This is a genomic window from Pseudomonas sp. GW821-FHT03A09, assembly GCF_059421065.1.
This window is the reverse complement of sequence record NZ_JBWKUX010000012.1, coordinates 59,713-79,559: the sequence shown is the minus strand read 5'-3', so window position 1 is coordinate 79,559 and position 19,847 is coordinate 59,713. Positions and strand designations below refer to the sequence as shown.

Here is a 19,847-nt window from a genome sequence, read left to right as displayed (position 1 = left end):
ACGCCTCACCAGAACCAATAAGGCAGGAACTTGGGTGTGGGCTCGGCGGCCAGCTCCAGGTGGTAAGTAATCGGGTTGAAGAAAAACATATCCAGGGTCAGGAAGGCGATAGCCCCGAAAACACAGATCGTGAACTCACGATGTCGGTGCGTGCAGAGACGTGACTCCATCCAAGGCCGTATCGCAACCAAAGCCATCAAGCCGGTGAACACACCTAGATAATTCGGCTGAAGTGGCGTCTCGGCATAAAGACCATGAACAAAGGCAAACAGCAGCATCCCCAAGCCTACAACGGGCAGGTTCAAGCAAAACTTCAGCAACCTTTCTCTGGTTCTGGCGAAGAGTTGGCTGCGATCTACGAAAATGTAGGCCGCCAACAACGAAATAGCCGGCGTGATTGAAAGTATGTAACGCGCCTTCTTCGAACTCGGGATCGTGAACAGTACGATCACGACAACGAGCCATCCAGTGAGATACAGGAGCATGCTCGTGGCCGGATGAGGCGTACTCTCAAAGAAGTGCTTGCCCTTCCTGAGGATAACGCTCACCGCAATGAAAGCCGTTACACCATAGGTCAGCAAACCTGCCGAGAAGTAAAAGTAATACCGGGGTGCATGGTCACTGCCAAACCGCCCCAGCCCTTGCATCACCAATACCTCGTGTAGAAAAGCCTCGCCACCCTGCAAGTAGGCAGCCCATGCCAGCACGGCAACACCGGTAGCCAGGACCAGCCCCGCCAGCAAGCTGAACACCACCAACATGCGCCACTGCCGACTCAACAGATAGTAAGAGGCAACGACACTGGCGGGGCCAATCAGGCCAATCGGTCCACGAAATGCAAAACCGAGGGCGAGCCCCGCCAATACAAGCACCAAGCGGAAACGTTGTTTGTGCACTTCTCCCGCATAGGCCAGATAAAAGCACATTACCGTAAACAGCGCAGGGTAGACATCCAGCGCCAGGGAATTTACGCCGTCCAGGAATGACCAGGTGAACAACGCGAATACGACGCCATACGCGCCCCATTTTTTGTCATGCAACGCACCTAGCTTATAAATGAACACCAGCATCAAGGCGGCGGCGACGCAAAAAGGGAAACCCATCGAGAGGATGGAAATACGGCCAAATGGCAGGGACACCAGATAAACGATGATTGTATTCATCACCGTATAATCGGGATAAGGCTGCAGGTCATCAGCGATGGGAAACAGCGTCACCCCATGCTGGAGCATGTTCTGGGCAAAGTCGACAAAGCGCGTGGTGTAATTGAGTACCGCAGGTTTGTATTGCAGTACCGCCAACGCAATAAAAGCCATGATGAAAATAAATGAGCACGGCCGTTTTACGGCCACTTCCTTCAACATGTTCACACCGTTCCATCGCCCCGAAAAATGCGCAAATTAGCACTTTGTTTTTTGGAACATCCACACGCTAAAAGTGAAGAGTTGTTAAAAACCGTAGCTCGATGTGAATCGCCCCGGGTTTCGTAGAAAGCGCTATGCCTTAGACTGGTGCCAAATTGAATCGAGTGCTGGGAATGCCTCAGATGACCAAAGACAAAGCCACCCAATGAACACGAACGGACTCATCCGCCAGGCCACACCCGACGATGTGCATGCACTGATCGAACTCGACAGCTACGCAACGGCCCACCCCAGTCGTCGCGTCTTCATCAATGACGCCGTGATTCGCCAGCAGTGCCTGGTAGCCACAGAAGCGGGACAGTGCGCGGGTTACCTGGTCCTCACCCATGACTTTTTCAATCAAGGCTTTGTCGCGTTGGTAGTGGTATCAGCGAAACACCAGCGTCAGGGCATCGCGCTGCGTCTGCTGGCAGCGGCCGAAGCGGCGTGTAGAACAGCCAAGCTGTTTGCTTCGACCAATGTGTCCAACATGGCTTCGCAGGCGATGCTTGCCAAGGCGGGGTTTGTGCCAAGTGGGAGGATCGAAAACCTGGATGAAGATGATTCCGAGCTTGTGTATGTCAAATTCATTCGCTGATTGAAGAAGGGACTTTCATGGTGCTTCGACTTGGGAGCGGCAGGTTGTTGGTGGTGCGTCGGGTGATTGTCGGCCTGGGCCAGGTACGGCACCAGGACCAGGACTTTTTCACAATCAACTTAAATAAAACTGCCAATTTTCTCTTTTTAAATCATCAACTTACACATGAAATGTGATCCCCTTCTAAATAATATAGTCCCTCAAGCCTTCCTGAAATTTTAGGCAGCTCGAGAAGAGGCTCTGAAACATATGACAAAGGAAGTCCGCCCCTTAGTTCTTGAGCTCTTGCAGAGTAGTCGGCCCAAGAAGGCTCAACCATTCCATTCCAAAATGTAACAAAGGAGCCATCCTCAAGAAGAATGACAGGTTTTAGGTACTCAACTTCCCCATCACCATCCCAGTACAGATAGCCTAAGTAACTAGAACCATCCCCCCCCAACAAACTAGCGCGAACGATTATTTGAGCGTCAGTACAAGTTTCCTTATCAAGGAGAGGACGGACTGTTAGCTCATCTTCCGCAGACTCATCCATAGGAAAGTACCAAACACCAAAACGAGCAAGGTCATCAATGGCTAATTCATATATCTGTTTATCATTCATGCTGCATACCTAGAAAAAGTGGACAAATTTATTTCGAGCAAAAATCAATACATCCATTTTGACAAGATTATAAAAAATAAATCCATCTCACTTCCAGCATCAACACTACCCCCAACACTTTTTACCGCTTATCTCAAACCTAATAAATCTGCCCACTTTTTCCGAACTCGAAGATTACAACTAAAGCTGCCAGAATGTAAGGCAAACCCCATATTCATCGAGAAGATCATCAGAAACCTCAAACTGAAATACCTTCCTTGGAAAGCAGTCTGATAACGCGAGCTTCCAATATCTAATGATCTGTTCGGCAAATAAATGACAAAGTCGATAATCCTCTTCCGACAGACCAACCTTAAATACGGGTCGGTTTGGTGCATCTTCCCATTTTGAAAAAAACTGATTTATTGAAAAAATATTTCTGTACCGCTCAACGTCTCTTCGTAATGCACTTTTCTCCAACAAACCAGCTTCAGTCTCTACCAGCCCCTTCAAATAATCTTTTTGCGGCTCGTATTGTTGAGCATTAGGCAGCCAGAAAACATGGCCATCAAACTCAATAAAATCGGGAGAAAGCAAACCTAGAACAGAAATTGCTTGCTCCAATGAAACCAAGTGCCCTACATATGAAAAAAACTCTCCAGAGCCAATATCCGAAACAAACAGATTCAACGACTCCTTAGAAATACTACCTTGATAACTTTTCATCATTTCAACCCTAAACTGTCAAGAACCGACTGAGGAACATTTCCCTCAAAGGCTTTTGTGTCATTTCCCTTCTTGGGGAAGTATGCTCCATTAGGTGCCTGGTTCCACTCGACCACCTTAATCCGAGAACTAGACACATCATATAGTGCACGCCCCTCAGGACCATAGACTACAACATGCCCATTTCCAAGATTGGCGTAAGAATTGGGTGTTTGCCCTTGCAACGGATACTGAACACCACCACGCGCTCCCGTGACCGTCACATTCGTTTCCCTAAGCCCCTTGGTATAATCTAAATCAATAGTGTTACCGGCAGAGTCCGCAATGAATCTGGGCATATTGGGAGCGTTAGTAGTTCCCTTTACACCAGCCTTGCCCGCTCCAAATACAATCGCAGCCCACTTAGCAACGTCGCTTACCTTATCAGGCTCAATATTGAAACCCAACCCTGCCGCAAAATCACCCGCTGCCTGCACCACCCCAGACGCAATCCCAGCCTCCACAATCTGAAGCTGGGCCGTCATATTGGTCAGCTGAACCACGGTGAGCACCCGTTTCATATCATCCGGGATGGTGGTGTCGACGCGGGCTTGAGAGATGAGTTCGTGGGTCTTGCTGTAGTTCGCTACGTACTCTTGTGATGCCGCAAAGCAATCCTTGGGGCTGCGTTCACAAAATGCTTTTAATGCCTTGTCATTGGCATCGCTCAAGGATGCAAACTTATCCCTCACTTCATCGCAGTTGTTATTCTCAGTACAAGTTCTTGCCTCCTTGATTAAAGCCTCTACCTCTTGGTGTCCAAGGTGGTTGAATACTGTCGCTTGTTGCGCAACCCAGCCTGCAACGTTTTGATCCTTTTCATTTCCCCCTGCTACCGCCGCAACAGTCATGCCCAACAACTGAGAAGTCATTGCCAAAACTTGATCGTGGGCGATGCCAGGGAAAATCACGTCACCATATTGCTCAATCAACGCCTTGTTCGCACCCGCAGCCAGCGCTGATGTCGCGAAATCACCTCCTGCTGCTTCGCCAATCAGCCCACCAACAATGGCATGAACAGCAACCTTAGTAGGCAAGCCGGTGCCAAGCAGGCGATCACCAACCTTGTCATAAATGGCGCCGGTGAGAGCGTCAGATGCCAAACCAATTGCCGCTTGCCCAAGGTTGTCAACGAAATTCCCACCGCTCGATACGGTTTTAAGCGCTGCACTCACAGCGAGTCGTGAGCCCATATTGAGATCAAAACCGCCCATGCCACCACTGACACCTGCGACCACATATCCTTTCAAGCTGTCGGTGGATGTCACATCCTTCAGAACAGCACCCAGGTTTCCTTTGTTGTTGATTGTGCTTATCGCTGCCCCACTAGCCGCAGAAGTGATAACTGAAGTAATGGCGACGTTGGCCCAACCCGCAGCAGTTGCAGCAGTTGCGGCAGTAGCCGCCGTTGTTGCCGTCGCTGCTGTTGCTGCGGTAGCAGCAGTTCCCGCCGCCATCGCGGAACCAGATCCAGCCGTTGCACCTGCGAGCGAGCCAACCCCGGCGCTTGCAGCACCTGCGGTCAATACGGTGACAATGATAATGATCGCCAGCATCGCCCCCTGCCCAAGGCTGGAGCTGCTGTACTTATATGAGTCGTGCGTTTCCTTGATCAGCTTCCAATCAACATCGCCACGCTTTTCGGCTTCCTTCAACCATGCCATCTGCGGATCGGCCTTAACCATCGCATCAATTGCCTGGCTAACGGTCTGCTGATTGACCTGTTTGACATCAATATGCAGACCATCAACAGCCTTGATGGCGATGTCACCCTTGGCAATCATCTGGGTCTGTCGAAGGGTTTCATCGGTATTGCCCTTACCACTCATGCTGTTCCAAGCAAGACTGCTTTTGCTCTTAGCATGGCTTTCCTGATCGAGGTCTTTCACTCCCTCAAACGTCACCGCCCCACCACTGACAATCGCGATATCCTCACCGCTGTCGAGTTTGGCAGCCTGATACAGCTGATCACTGCCACTCTTAAGTGTGAGATCCCCCCCCGTCTTGATCTCGCTCCCGACATTGACAACCTTGGTCACTTCATCACGCTGGGTCTTCTTGCTGCCCCAGCTCCCCTTCTTCTTCATGTCATACAGCGAGTAATCACTGTCTTCCGCCGCCAGCAAGCCAAGGCGATCACCCGCCACCAGGTAAGCGTCGTCCCCGGCGCTGATGCGGCTGGCGATCATGGCCAGGTCTTTGCCGGCGCTGAGGGTGACGTCGCCGCCAGCGTTGAGCACTGAGGACACTTGGCTAACGTGGTCTTCCTGGCGTTTGACGGTGCGGGTCTTGCTGGTGGAGTGCTCTTCATCGGCTGCCGACGACACGCTCAGGTTCTCGGTAGCCGAGATGGAGAGGTCGCGCTTGGCGTCGATCAGGCTGGCGATGGCGGTGAAGTCGCGGCCGGCCGCCACATTCAGGTCACGCCCGGCTTCGACGCTGGAGCCGTTTTGCGTGGTGGTTTGCGAACGCAGGAACTTGCCCACATCGATGTTGGTACGCTGCTCCGCCGAGTCGATGTGTACGTCACGCCCAGCGGCGATGGTGGTGTCTCGCCCGCTTTTGAGCACACCGCCGATGTTGCTGACGTCGCGTCCGGCCTTGAGGCTCATGTCGTTGGCCGCTTCGATGCGCGCGGCACTGTCGGCGAAGTCACGGGTCAACGACTTGCCGGTGCTGTTATCGATAGTGGTCACGGTGCGTTCGTTGATCACGTCGCCCTTGATGGCCGTCAGGGTGACGTCGCGACCGTGGATGATGCCGCTGGATTTGTTGATGATGTTGTTGCCGGCCAGCAGGTCCAGGCGGTTGCCGGCTTCGATCAGGCCGCTGTTGGTCAGGTCGTAGCCGGCCTTCGCCGACAGGTTGTTGGTGGCGCGTAGGGTGCCGGCGTTGAGCAGGTTTTCCCCGGCGATCAGGTTCAGGTCGTTACCGGCGATCAACGCACCATTCGGTGCCAGGCGATTGTCGGCCTGGGCCAGGTACAGCACCGGCACCAGGACTTTCTCACCATTCACCTCATGCTCTTCCAGCCAGACGATGTCATGGGTCAGCGCGGCGACCTGTTGCGAGGTCAAGGTGACGCCCACGGCTAGGTTGAGCTGTTGCCGGCTGGCCAGGGCATTGTCCATCAGGTACTTGAACAGTTTTTCGTTGGTGTTCTGGCCGTCGATGAAGCGCTGGCCGGTGCGCTCGACCACCGCCTGCTGGATCAGGCGCTGTTCATACAGGCCGTCGCCCAGGCGCTTGGCGCTTTCGTCGGGGTTGTAACCAAGGCCCGCCAGCAGGTAGTCCGAACTCATGAACTGCTTGAGCTCGGTGAGCACCGGGTTGGTTTCGATCAGGTATTTGTGGGGTTGCGAGACGGCGCTGCTGGTCGGCACGCCTTGCACGCGGTGAAGGGTCTGGCTCGCTACCGGGGTCGACGGTTCGACAGCGGCAATCGGCTGGGTAACCGAAGGGGCCGGGTTGACAGCGCCGGGTGTTGGCGTCAGCACCAAGGGCTGGATGTCAGGACGAGGTGTCGCGGCCTGGCTGCCGGTGGCGATGACGTCGCGCTCTGCCGTGGCCAGGTTTGGCACGGTCAAATCGGGACGAGTGGTCTGCGGCTGGTTGGCGTTGACTTTGACGTCACGGTCCGCGGTGGTCAGGCTCGGCACCTTCAGATCCGGCTGAGCAGTGCCTGCGCCAGTAGGCGCGGTGACCACGATGTGTGCGTCACGCTCGGCGGGAGTCAGTCCGGGCAGGTCAAGGTTCGGCCGCGATACTTCGACCGTGGGCTGGGTACCACCTGCCGGGTTCTGGATGCCGATCCCATCGACACGGGTGATGTCACCCACGCGGGTATGCCCCGCTTGCCAGGTGCCAGTGTCTGCATTGCCGACGCCGGCAATGTTGATCGCCGTGGCGCTGGCACCAATCCCACTGGCCTCACGCGCAGCCACCGAAACCTGGCGGGCACTGGCGGACAGTTGCGTGACGTCTTCCAACTGGATCTGGCGCCCTTGGGTGCCAGGCAGGTTTTGTTGGCGTTGCGCCAGACCGACACTGGTTCCACCCAGGGTCCAGCTCTGAGGGCCGGCAGTGCCTTGGGCGGCCTGGCCGTCACTGGCGCCCTGCCCGCTCAAGCGGAACAAACCGTTTTGCCCGGTGGGCAAGCTGAAGCCTGGCAATGTCACCGGGTTGACCTGACGCTGGGCCAGGTCGGGTGGCAGTTGCGAGGTGATCACCGGCTTGACGGTCGAGGCGAATACATCGGAGTTGGTGTTGTGGTTTTGCGCCGGGATCTTAATGTCCGTGGCATACGCGCGAATGACGCTGTTGTCGATTTTACGGGTCGCATTGACCGTGACCGAACCGGCGGCCTGGATGACTGCCTGGGCAATGACACTGCCCGAGGTCGGTACGACATAACTGCTGGTATTGAAGAAGTTACCGATCCCGGCCATGACCTTGTCGAGGGTCATTTCACCCGGGCGATAGTTGGCCGAGGCTGGGTTATTGGTGTCGTTGAACTGGCCCATACGGTTGATGAAGGTGCTATAGAAGCCACGATTACGGGTGTAGAAGCCCGATGTCATGTGGCGCTCTTCACCCCCGGCTGCACCGGTGTTATTCAGCACATCGGTGTTGACCAGGATGTTGCCCGCAGCGGAGACCGAGCTGTACAGGTTATTGAACGTCTGGCTGCCAACCGTCAGGTCTCCACCGGCATTGATGAACGCGGTGGCGGAGCTGCCGGTGATGACGTCCTCGGACTTCTCGACCGCGTTGAAGTACAGCTCGCAGCCTTTGCCTTTGCAGTTGTCGTTGGAGAAGATACTGATGTTGCCCGAGACCACTTTTTTCTCGGTGCTGAATTGGTCCCGACGGTTGCTCAGGTTGTCCGTGAGCAAGCGCATGTTGCCGGCGCTTTCCATGGTACCGGAGACGTTCTCGATCAAGGCGCTACGGTTCCCCGCGTCATCCCGTGCGATGTCCAGGCCACCGAGGCTGTAGACGTCGCCAAAGCGGTTGCTGAAATCATTGACCCGCAAGGTCATGTCGCTGCCGCTGAAGAGCAGCCCTTTGTCATTCAGCAGGTGGGTGGCGTTCAGGCGAACCTTTTCCGAGCCGCCTAGAGAGCCGTAGTTGTTCAAGGTGGTGGCGTCGATCGTCAGGTCACCGATGGCGCTCACCCGCCCGCGGTTGTTCACCACGGCGCTGCTGATCCGAGTGGTTGCGCGCCCGGCAATACGAGCACCCTCGTTCAAGTCCAGGCTGGCGCTGGTGAGGCTCATGTCCCCTACGCTGCTGAGCCGGCCGCGACCGCTGTAACCACCGGCCAAATGCAGCGCCATGCTGCCGTCACTGTTGATCGAGCCGTTGTTCGCCCAGTTGCCACCGTTGCCTTCCAGATGCGTCGAGGCCAGGAGTTGGCCCGTTTCGGTCTGGTTGAGGTTATTGACGTTCACCGTCAGACGCCCGGCCTGGATCACGCTGCTGTTGGTCCAGCTGTCCGCCGCCAACGTCAGGCCACCTTGAGTCACCACGTTGCCACCGGCATTGGTGAGGTTCGCGGTGGCGATATCAAAGGTCCCGGTGCCGCTGTGCAACAGGCTGCCGCCCTGGTTCTGGAAACCACCGGCATTCACCGTCAGGTCGCTGTTGCGCGCCTCCAGGCGGCCATTGCGGTTATCAAACACGCCGCCCACTTGGAAGTCGGTCTTGCCACTGTTGCCCATGGCACGCAATTGACCGCCCTGGTTATCCAGGCTGTTGGCACGCACGTTCAGGACGGTGTCGCTTTCGATAATCCCCGAACGGTTGCTGAGTTGGCCGCTGAGGCCCAGGTCAATGCGGTTCGCCGCCACTTGCCCGGAACTGTTATCCAGCCACACGCCGCCGACCCGCAACAGGTCCTTGGCATACAAGCCGCCATAGGCGTTTGCGAAATAATTGGCGTTGACCACCGCATCGCCGGTTTGTGCAGCGATACGGCCGTGCTGGTTATCGACGCTGCCGGCCACCAGGTTCAAACGCTGGCCTTGAATCACGCCACCTTTGTTGCTCTGGCCATAACCATTGAGCAGCCTGTCGCCAACGTTGGCGTCCAGCAGGCCTTTGAGACTGGCCAGTGTGCCGTCTTGGTTATTCAAGGTGGTGGCCTTGGCGGTCACGTCACCGGTTTGTGCCAGAAGCTTGCCGCCTTCGTTATCGAGGTCGCCGCTGATGTCCAGGTTCAGGCCACTTTGGCCCTGTACCACACCCGCCCGGTTACTCAGGCCGACAGCCTTCACTTGCAGGTCGCCAGCTTGGCTGTAGATCAAGCCGTCGACGTCGTTTTGCAGGACCCCGGTGCTGGTGATTGCCACGCGATCCTTGGCGGCGATGGTGCCGCCCTGACGGTTGTCGATACCACCGGCTAGCAGGGTCAGCAGGCTTTGGCTGGCCATCTGGCCGCCCTGGTTGTTGACCTGCATCGCGCGCTGTAACAGTAGCGGGCCGGCGCTGGCCAATTTGCCGCGGGTGTTGTCGAGGGTGCCCAGCAGGTTGAGGGTCAAGCGACCATTGCTGGCGAGCGTGCCGCCTTGGTTGTGCAGGTCGGTGCCGGTGACGGCCAAGGCTTGTTGCGCATTGACGGTGCCTGCCTGGTTGTCCAGGGTTGCGGCTTGTACGTCGAGGTCCGCGCCACTGTCGATCAGGCCACCGCTGGCGTTGTTCAGCACGCCAGTGACGATGAGACTTTGTCCCGCACCACTGGAAAGAATGCCGCCGCTGTTGTTGAGGCTGGCAGCACTGACGTTCAACCGGCCTTGGCTGACCAGCGCACCGGCACCGCCATTGAGCAGCTCGCCGGAAAGGCGTACGTCGACCGCACCACTGCGGCTGGACACGGTGCCGTTGTTACGGTTATCGAGGCGGCCACCGCCTACGCTCAGGCCCTGCCAGCCGGAGACCAGACCGTTCTGGTTGATCAGGTTGGTAGCGTTGAGCGTCAGCACTTGGCTGCTGATCAACTTGCCGCCGCTGTTGTCCAGGGTCCCGCTGTTCAGGGACAGGTTTTGCTGGCTGGAAAGCTCGCCGTTCTGGTTGTTGAAGGTGCGCAGACGGTTGAGGGTCAGCGGGCCTTTGGCCAGGATCAGACCGTTGCGGTTGTCCAGGTCGCTGTTGTTCAAGTCCAGGGTGACGCCTTCTTCGCCCACCACGCGACCGCCTGCCACCGTCAGCGCGCTCAGGCTCAGGTCCATCGCGCCCTTGGCGGAGACTTCACCGCGGTTGCCGGTGTTGAGGCTCGCGGCATTCAGGCTGAGGCGGCCCTGGCTGTTGATCAGGCCGGCGGCGCTGTTGTCCAGGGCCATGGCGCTGAGGGCGACGCCTGCTGTGCCGAGCAGGCTGCCGTTCTGGTTATTCAGGTTGGCACTGTGCACCGTCAACGCCTGGGCAGCGCTGATCAAGCCCTGGTCCTGGTTGTTGAGCAAGCCGTCGCTGGTCAGTTGCAGGTCGCCGCGACTGGTCAGGGTGCCGCCCCGGTTGTCCACGGAGCCGACGTGCGCGTTGAGGCTGACGGCACCGATCAGGCCTTTGACGTTGGCCAGGGCCTGGTTGAGACGCAGGGTCAGGCCCTGGTTGCTCAGGAGTTTGCCGTTGCTGTTGTCCAGGCTTTGCGCGGCCAGGGTAAAGGCTTGGACGCTGGAGATTTCGCCATTCTGGTTGCTGACGTCAGTGAGGTTCTTGAGGACCATTGGGCCAGTGGCGTTGATCAAACCACCCTGGTTGTTCAACTGCCCGCTGTTCAGGTCGAGGCTCAGATCGCTGTTGCTGAAGAGCTTGCCGCCCTGCTGATCAAGGCCAGTGACGCTGGCGGTGAGGGCCTTGGCGCTACCTATACTGCCGCCGTTGTTCACCTGGCCAGCGCTCAGGTTCAGGGTGTCGCCGCTATTGAGGCGCCCGCCCTGGTTATTCAGCTCGCCAGTGTTGACTGCCACTGCCCCCTTGCCGCTGATGCTGCCTTGCTGGTTGCCCAAACTGGCGCTGCTCAGCACCAAGGCGCCGTCGGTGACCAGTTCACCTTTCTGGTTGTTCAACTGGCCAGCGACGCCGAGGTTCATGCCCTGGGCGCTGGAGAGGCTGCCCTGGGTGTTATCGAGGTTACGTGCCTTGATGCCGAGGGTGCCTTCGCTGCTCAGCAGACCCTGGCTGTTGTCCAAGTCACCCGCCAACTCCAGCTGCAACGGTTGTTGGCTGAGGATCTTGCCGCCCGTGTTATCCAGGCCGGTGCCCACCAGCATGAGACGCTGGCCACTCAGTTGGCCGCCGTTGCGGTTGAGCAGTTGCTCGACAGTCAGGTTCAGGCCATGCGCCGCGAATACCTGACCACTGTCGCTGTTATCCAGGCGCTGGCCGGTGATGCTGACGTCAGCGTTGCTGGTCAGTTCACCGGCGCGGTTGTCGATGGCCCCCACGTCGAGTTTCAGCGCTTTTGTGGCGCCTACCAGACCGCCACGGTTATCCAGGCTGGCGCCGCTGACGTGCAGGGTCTCCGTGCCGATCAACTGGCCTTTCTGGTTGTCGAGGCGGTTTGCGTTGACGGTCAGTTCGGCCTTGCCGGCGATCTCGCCGCCACGGTTGTCCAGGTTCGCGGTGGTCAGCAACAAGGCGCCATCGCCGATCAAGGTGCCGCGCTGGTTATCGATCAAGTCGCTGGCGCTGACTTCCAGGCCGCCACGGCTGCTGATCAAGCCGTCGGTGTTGTCCAGGCTTGCACTGCGGCTGTTGAGGCTGGCGCCGCTGATACGACCTTTGAGGTTGGCCAGGGCCTGGTCGACGCGCAGGGTCAATGCCTGGTTGCTGATCAGTTTGCCGTTGCTGTTATCGAGGTTACGGGCGGCCAGGGTAAAGGCGTTCTGGCTGGAAATCTCGCCGCCCTGGTTGTTGACGTTGCCAAGGTTTTTCAGCACCAGGATCGGCGCGTTGATCAAACCTGCGTTGTTCACATCACCGTTGTTCAAGTCCACGTTCAGTTGCGTATTACTGAACAGCTCGCCGCCCTGCTGGGTGAGGCCGGTGAGGCTGGCGTTCAGGCTGCCCGCACTGGCGATGCGGCCACCGTTGTTGAGCTGGGTGGCCTTGAGGTCGAGGCTGTCGGCACTGATCACACGGCCGCCCAGCATGTTGTTGAACAAGCCCGTGTTCAGGGTCGCGGCACCCTGGCTTTTGAGCAGGCCCTGCTGGCTGTTGTCGAGGCTGATGCTGGTCAGGGTGAGCGTTTGGCCGGTCTCGATGATGCCGCCCTGGTTAAGCAGCTCACTGGCGCTGGTGATGTCCAGTTTGCCGGCGCTGGAAACGCTGCCAGCGGTGTTGTCGAGACGTTGGCCGAGCAACTGCAAGGTGCCTTCACTGCTGAGCTTGCCTTGGCTGTTGTCCAGCCCCGCCGACAGTTGAATCGCCAGCGAGTGCTGACCGGCAAAGGTGCCTTGGGCGTTGTCCAGGCGAGTGCCGACAAGGCGCGCATCCTGGGCGAACACCAGCCCTTTGGCTTGGTTGATCACCTGGGCCACGGCCAACTGCAGGGCAGTCCCGGCCAGCAGCTTGCCGCCGCTGTTGTCCAGTTGCTGGCCACTGAGTTCGGCGTCTACCTGGCTGGAAATTTCACCGGCGCGGTTATCGACGCTGCCGACCTTGAGTTTCAGCGCTTTTGTGGCCGCGACCAGACCGCCATCGCGGTTATCGAGGGCAGTGCCGGTGAGGTTCAGGTTGCCTTGGGCAACCAGCTCGCCACCTTGTTGCTTCAAGACACCGACAGTCGCGTCCATATCCGCTTGGCTGGCGATACGACCTTTACCGTTATTGACGGTATCCAGTGTCAAACGCACCGGCCCTACGGCGCTGACCAAGCCGCCTTGGTTGTTCAGCGACTGGCCCGTAATGCCCAGGGCCCGTTTGCTGTTAAGCACGCCCTCGCGGTTGCCCAACTGGCCGAGGTGCAGGTTCAAGTCCTGATTGGCGCGGATCACGCCAGAACGGTTGTCCAGGCTGTCACCGCGCACGGTCAGCAGGTTTTGCCCGGACAGGCGCCCTCCACGGTTATCCAGGCTCCCGGCCTGGATATCGATCAACCCCTTGGCCAACACACTGCCTTTGGCCTGGTTGTCCAGCAAACCGGCGACCTTCGCCGTCAGGCTGCCATCGCTGACCAGGCTGCCGGCCTGGCTGTTGTCCAGGCTCGCGGCCGTCACTTGCAAGCGCTGGCCGGCACCCACGGTGCCAGCCTGGTTATTCAGTGCGCCCTGAATCGCCAGGTCGAGACTGACGTCGCCCATGACCTGGCCATTGCGGTTGTTCAAGGTCATGGCGTTGACCACGCTGGCGCCGGCACTGGAGACTTCACCGTCGGCGTTCAGCAGGTCACCGGCCAAGGTCAGGGTAAGGTCTTTCGAACTGCTGAACACCCCATCGCCGTTATCCAGGCTCGCCGCTTGGGCCGTGAGCCCGGCCGCTGAAATCTGGCCTTTGAGGTTGGTCAACGCCTGATCGATTTTGAGGCTCAGCGCCTGGTCACTCAGCAGTTTGCCGCCGGTGTTATCCAGGCTTTGCGCCGCCAGGGTGAAGGCTTGCTTGCTGGAAATCTCACCGCCTTGGTTGACGACGTCCGACAGGTTCTTGAGCACCAGTGGGCCCGGCGCGTTGATCAAGCCGCCAGCGTTGTTCAAATGGCCCTTGTTCATGTCCAGGGTCAGGGCGTTGGTGCTGTACAACTGGCCGCCGCCTCGCTGGTCGAGGCCGGTGAGGCTGGCCGTGAGGGTCTTGGTACTGGCGATGCGACCGTCTCCACGGTTGTCCACCTGCCCCGCCACAAGGTTAAGGCGATCGGCACTGGTGAGGCGTCCGCTTTGCTGGTTGTTGAGGTCGCCAGTGATGACCTGCACCGCACCGTCACCGATGATTTTCCCGCCACGGTTGTCGAGGCTGGCACTGTTCAAGGTCAAGGCAACGGCACTGAGCAGCTCGCCTTGCTGGTTGCTGATCGCCCCGGCGGTGCTCAATACCCACGGCGCGGCGCTGCTGATACGCCCGCCGTCATTGTTGAGACTGGCCGCGTGTACGTTCAGGCCGCCATCGCTGCGTAGCGCGCCGTGCTGGTTGTTCAACTGATCACTCAAGGTCATGGCTAGCTCGCGCTTGGCGAACACGCTGCCCTGGCCGCTGTTGTCCAATTGCGCGGTGTTGAGGTTGATCGATTGCTGCCCGGAAATGATGCCTTTGAGCTGGTTGTTCAGGCGCTGCAAGGTCAGTTGCATGTCGCCATTGGCCAGCAGGCGCCCGCCGTTGCTGTTATCGAATTGACTGCCGGTGAGCGTCAGGCCGGTGACGCTGGAGACTTCGCCACTGCGGTTATCCAGCACGTCGACCGCCAGGGTCATGGCCTTGCCCGAGTTGAGCAGGCCACCGTCGCGGTTATCCAGGGTAGTGCCGTTGGCCTGCAACTGATCTACCGCCGTGACGCTACCGCCACGGTTGTCGAATTGGCCGACGGTCAGGTTCAGATCGCTCTTGCCGGTGATACGCCCCTTGGCCTGGTTATCCAGGCTGGCGGCGGTCAATTGCAGTTGCGCGCTGGCGGCAAACAGTCCGGCCTGGTTGAGCAGTTGGCCGCTGATCAGGGCGTTCAGCGTGCCGTCGCTGGTGAGTTTGCCCTGGGTATTGTCGAGGCTGGCGGCGCTCAGGTTCAGGGCTTGGCCCGTGACCAGGCGGCCATTGCGGTTGGACACCGCCTGTGAATGATTGAGGGTGAGCAGCTTGTCGCCCTGGACCAGGCCATGGCTGTTATCCAGCGACGCGCCGCTCAGAGTGGTGCTGGCGCCAAGGATTTCGCCCTGATGGTTGTCCAGTGTCGCGTCGACGTGAGCCGTCAGGCCATCGCGGACTTTGAGCGCGCCGTCGGCGTTCACCAGGCTATTGGCCCGCAGGTCCAGCCCAGTGGCAGAAACCAGCCCCTTGGTATTGTCCAGGGCCTTGGCGATACGTACCACCAGCCCTTGCTCACTGAGCAACTTGCCGCCGCGGTTATCCAGGCTGTCGGCGGTGAATGTCAGCGCCTGGGTGCTGGAGATTTCCCCGCCCTGGTTATCCACGCTGGCAAGGTTGTTCAGCAGTAACGCGCCCGGGGCATGGATCAAGCCGCCCTGGTTGTTCAGATGACCGTGGTTCAGGTCCAGGCTCACGCCCGCCTGGCTGTAGAGGTTGCCCTTGGCGCTATTGTCGAGGCTGGCGGCGCTCAGTTGCAGGTTGCCGACAGCCGTGAACAGGCCGGTCTGGTTGAGCAACTGCCCGGCAATACGTGCCGTCAACCGACCATCACTGGTCAGCTTGCCGCCGCTGTTATCCAGGCTCGCAGCGGTGATGTCGAACGCTTGGGCACCAAACAACGTGCCCTGACGGTTATCCACGGCGCCCAGGCTGTTGAGGTTCAGCGTGGCATCACCTTGGAGCAGGCCCTGGCGATTGTCCAGGGTACCCACAGTGACCGAGGCGGTGCGCGCAAGCAGCTTACCGTTGCGGTTATCCAGCGCATCATCGACCTGCAACACTACGCCTTCGGAGGCACTGAGTGTGCCTCCCAGGTTATTCAGGCTGCCGGCACGCAGTTCCAGCGCCTTGGCGGACACCAGGCCCTTGGTGTTATCCAGAGCGCGGACGATGCGCAGAGTCAGTGCTTGTTCACTGAGGACCTTGGCGTTGCTGTTATCCAGCGTCTCGGCGGCCAGGATGAACGCCTTGCTGCTGGAGATTTCGCCACCTTGGTTGGCGACGCTGTTGAGGTTGCTCAGCAGCAATTGGCCCGGCGCGGTGATCGCACCGCCCTGGTTGTCCAGGTGGCCGCGATTGAGGTCGAGGCTGACATCGCCCTGGCCGAACAGCCGGCCGTCATTGTGCTGGTCCAACCCGGTCACGCTGGCGTTCAGCGACTGGCCACTGCTGATACGCCCACCGTCGCTGTTGTCTACCTGGCCGGCCTTGAGGTCCAGTTTGACGTCACCGCGCAAGGTCCCTTGCTGGTTGTTCAGGCCACCGCCCAGCAACAGGTCGAGATGATTGTTCGTGTATACGCTGCCCTGACGGTTATCCAGGGTGGCCGCGTTGAGTTTCAACACGCCTACCGCCCCGAGGTTGCCGTTGCGGTTATCAAGGGCGCCGCCGGCCAGGGTCAGGTCGGCTTTGCTACTGATTCGTCCCTGGCGCTGGTTGTCGAGGCTGCCCAGGCTCAGGCTGAGATTGCCGGTAGCAGCCAGCACACCGGCCTGATTGAGCAGGTTCCCGGCGATTGCGGCGGTCAAGGCACCGTTGCTGGTGAGCTTGCCGTCGGTGTTGTCCACATTCGCGGCAGTGAGCGCAAACGTATTACCCGCTGCCAGGGTGCCGTTCTGGTTGATCAGGGCGCCGCTGCGAATGGTCAGGGAGCGGTCGCCTTGAGCCTGACCGCTGCTGTTGTCCAGTGCACCAGCGGTCAATGAAAGTTCGTTGGCCACCAGCTTGCCGCTGCGGTTGTCCAGCAGGCCGTCCACGCTCAAGTTCAAACCATCGCGCGCACTCAGCGTGCCGCTCTGATTGCTGAAGCGACCGGCACGGGCCTCCAGGCTTGTGGCCGAAACCAGACCCTTGGCGTTTTCCAGTGCATGGGCGATACGCAGTGTCAGCGCTTGCTCGCTCAAGACCTTGCCATGGGTGTTATCCAGGCTGTCCGCTTGCAGGCTGTAGCCCAGGGCGCTGGAGATTTCCCCGCCTTGGTTGGCGACGCTATTGAGGTTACTCAACAGCAGCGACCCCGGTGCGTTGATCAACCCGCCCTGGTTATTCAGATGGCCACGATTGAGGTCCAGGCTCAAGTCGCCCTGACTGTAGAGCCGACCGTCGTTGTGCTGGTCCAGGCCGGTTACGTTGGCGCTGAGGGTCTTGCCATTGATGCGCCCGCCCGCGCTGTTACCCACTTGCCCGGCGCGCAGTTGCAGGGTGCCTCCGGCGCTTAGCTGACCGCCCTGATTGTTCAGGTCGGCGCTGCTCAGTTCCAGAGCCTGCCCGCTTGCCAGGGTGCCATTGCGGTTGCTCAGGGTGCCACTGTTGATCTTCAGCAGACTGTCGCCCTGCACCCGACCTTGGGCGTTGTCCAGCGAACCCGCCGTGAGCCGCACATCACGGCCCAGGATTTCACCGCTGTGGTTGGCCAGCGTGGCGTCGACGGCCAGGGTCAGCGCTTGCTCACTCACGACCTTGCCGCTGCGGTTATCCAGGCTGTCAGCTTGCAGCGTGAAACCGGTAGCGCTGGAGACTTCCCCGTTGCGGTTATCGACGGTATTGAGGTTGCTCAGCAGAAATTGGCCGGGGGCACTGATCACGCCGCCCTGGTTGTCCAGATGCCCGCGATTGAGGTTAAGGTTCAAGTTCGCACGGCTGGAGAGACGACCACCGGCGTTGTTCAGGCTGGCAACATCGATCTGCAAGCCGGTGGCCGCAATCAGCCCCACATTGTTATTCAGGGTCTCGACAATCCGTAGGGTCAGCCCCTGATCACTGAGCAACTTGCCGGCCGTGTTATCGACAGTGCGTGCCGCAACGGTAAACGCCCGCGCACTGGAAATTTCGCCCTGGCGATTATCCACGCTGTTGAGGTTGTCGAGGGTCAATTGCCCTGTCGCGTTGATCAGTCCGCTGCGGTTATCCAGATGCCCCTGGTTGAGGTTCAGGCTCAAGTCGGTGTTGCTGTAAAAACGGCCGCCGTCGTGTTGATCGAGGCTGCGCAGATTGGCAGTCAGGCGTTGGGCGCTGGTGATCTGGCCCGCGGCACTGTTGTCCACCGCACCAGCGGTCAGGCCCAGGCTGCCTTGGCTGGTGAGCGAACCCTTCTGGCTGTTGTCGAGGGCGCCCGCACTGACCTGAACGGCCTGGGCCGCTGCGATCCGACCGCCCTGGTTGTTGATCAGGCCTGACGCGTTGAGACTCAACGCCTGACCGGCCGATACCAGCCCCGCCACGTTATCCAGCGCCGCCAGTTGCAGCGTCACCTGCGTCTGGCTCGACAACTCGCCCTGGCGGTTGATCAATTGCCCGATACCCGCCGTCAGGTTGCCAGTGCTGGTGACCAGGCCACCTTGGCTGTTCAGCAATTGGTCGGCGGTAACCCCGAGGCTACCCGCGCTGAGGATGCGGCCTTGATTTTGGTTATCTACGCGTGTTGCCGTGAGTTGGGCATCCCGTTGCGCGCTCAAGGTGCCGCCTTGGTTGGCCAGCTCGCCGGCATTGACGGTGAGGTCGCGACTGGCAATGACGGTCTTGCCGGTGTTGTCGATCGCTTGTGCCTTTAAGCGCACATCACCCTGGGCATTACGGCTGTTATCGGCGTTGACGCCCGCCTCGATAATCCCGTTATTGATCAACCGCCCAGCGGCGTCCAGCGTGATGCTGTCCTTGGCGGCCAGGGTTTGCTGATTGGTCAGCGTGCCTTGGGTTTTCAGCGACAGGTCAGTACCGGCGTAGACCGCGCCCTTGGCTTCCAGGCTGGCAGCCTTGACCGCCACCGCCGTACCGGCCGAGGTCTGGCCCATGACCACATTGCCCGCAGCATCGATCTGGATATCACCACCGGCTACCATGTCGCCAGACAGCTTCACGCCGACGCCCGCTTCGGTGCCGACCAGCTTCACCGCGCCCACATACATGCCGCCCAACGCCGACGAGTCAATCGCCAAGTCTGGCACCGCACTGCCATCTGCCGCCCGTGCCGTGGCATTCAGGGTGCGTGCATCCACGTCGTTACGCCCAGCGACGATGGTGAGTTTTTTCGCCTGAATCTGCGCATTAATCGTGGTGGCGCGGGTGATGATTTCGAACTGGTCGACGTTGCTGGCATTCAAGCCCGCACCTTCGATGGCGACGCTACCCTTATCAACTTGATAACGACTGATCTGACCGTTCTCGACCACCGCTTTACCGGTGGTCAGCGTGGCTTGAGGCGTGTTGATAAAACCGCAGCCATTGCAGCTGATGCCATACGGGTTGGCGACGATGACGTGAGCCGACTGCCCCACCACCTCGGTGTAGCCACGCAATTGGCTGGGGGTGCCACCGTTGACTTCGTTGAGAATGATATTGGCGGCGGTACCGTTGAAATTCGGGTTACCGACGATGATGCCGCCAAGCTGCGTGGACTGTGTGCGGCTGGTGGCGTTGTTGAGGATGACCCCATTGGCGCCAACGTTGTAATCATGAAACTGGTTGTGCGACAGCCCATTGGCATTCGGCGCGGCAATGTTGACGATCGGCACGCCATTGCCCGCCTGGCCGAGCGTGGTGCCCGGCGCATTCACCACAATGCCTTCGGCCTGGGCCAACAGCGGTTGCCAGAACATGGCATTGGCCAGGATCAACGCCAACCCACGTTTAGGCAGCCCCAGGAAATGGGAACGGCTTTTTACGGCAGCAGAAGGCTGGCGCGCGAGAAAGGCGTACTGGCGAACGTCCATGTCAT

Annotated in this window: 5 protein-coding genes; 1 reads left to right on the top strand and 4 read right to left on the bottom strand. The window is 59.1% G+C overall.

Annotation, left to right across the window (positions count from 1 at the left end; translation table 11 throughout):
• Nucleotides 1-5: 5 nt before the first annotated feature.
• A complete protein-coding gene (locus AC07V4_RS20815; protein WP_492638065.1) occupies nucleotides 6-1,370 on the bottom strand; it encodes a hypothetical protein in 1,365 nt (454 codons plus the stop codon).
• Between the two features lie 199 nt (nucleotides 1,371-1,569).
• Here AC07V4_RS20815 and AC07V4_RS20810 point away from each other — a divergent pair, with 199 nt between their 5' ends.
• Nucleotides 1,570-2,001, top strand: coding sequence for a GNAT family N-acetyltransferase (locus tag AC07V4_RS20810; protein ID WP_492638066.1), 432 nt, complete (start codon nucleotides 1,570-1,572; stop codon nucleotides 1,999-2,001).
• A 154-nt stretch (nucleotides 2,002-2,155) separates the two neighbouring features.
• Here AC07V4_RS20810 and AC07V4_RS20805 read toward each other — a convergent pair whose 3' ends face one another.
• The 3 genes from AC07V4_RS20805 to AC07V4_RS20795 form a co-directional block, all read right to left on the bottom strand.
• On the bottom strand, nucleotides 2,156-2,602 hold the full coding sequence (locus AC07V4_RS20805; protein WP_492638067.1) for a hypothetical protein: 447 nt from the start codon (nucleotides 2,600-2,602) through the stop codon (nucleotides 2,156-2,158).
• A gap of 180 nt (nucleotides 2,603-2,782) precedes the next feature.
• On the bottom strand, nucleotides 2,783-3,307 hold the full coding sequence (locus AC07V4_RS20800) for a hypothetical protein (RefSeq protein ID WP_492638068.1): 525 nt from the start codon (nucleotides 3,305-3,307) through the stop codon (nucleotides 2,783-2,785).
• Nucleotides 3,307-19,842: a two-partner secretion domain-containing protein gene (locus tag AC07V4_RS20795; RefSeq protein WP_492638069.1), complete on the bottom strand. Its 16,536-nt coding sequence runs from the start codon at nucleotides 19,840-19,842 to the stop codon at nucleotides 3,307-3,309. Before AC07V4_RS20795 ends, AC07V4_RS20800 begins: the two co-directional genes overlap by 1 nt.
• Nucleotides 19,843-19,847 lie beyond the last annotated feature (5 nt).

Coding starts and splice junctions, on each gene's coding strand:
- AC07V4_RS20805 (WP_492638067.1), bottom strand. CDS start 2,602: ATGAATGATAAACAGATATATGAATTAGCCATTGATGACCTTGCTCGT.
- AC07V4_RS20800 (WP_492638068.1), bottom strand. CDS start 3,307: ATGAAAAGTTATCAAGGTAGTATTTCTAAGGAGTCGTTGAATCTGTTT.
- AC07V4_RS20795 (WP_492638069.1), bottom strand. CDS start 19,842: ATGGACGTTCGCCAGTACGCCTTTCTCGCGCGCCAGCCTTCTGCTGCC.
- AC07V4_RS20810 (WP_492638066.1), top strand. CDS start 1,570: ATGAACACGAACGGACTCATCCGCCAGGCCACACCCGACGATGTGCAT.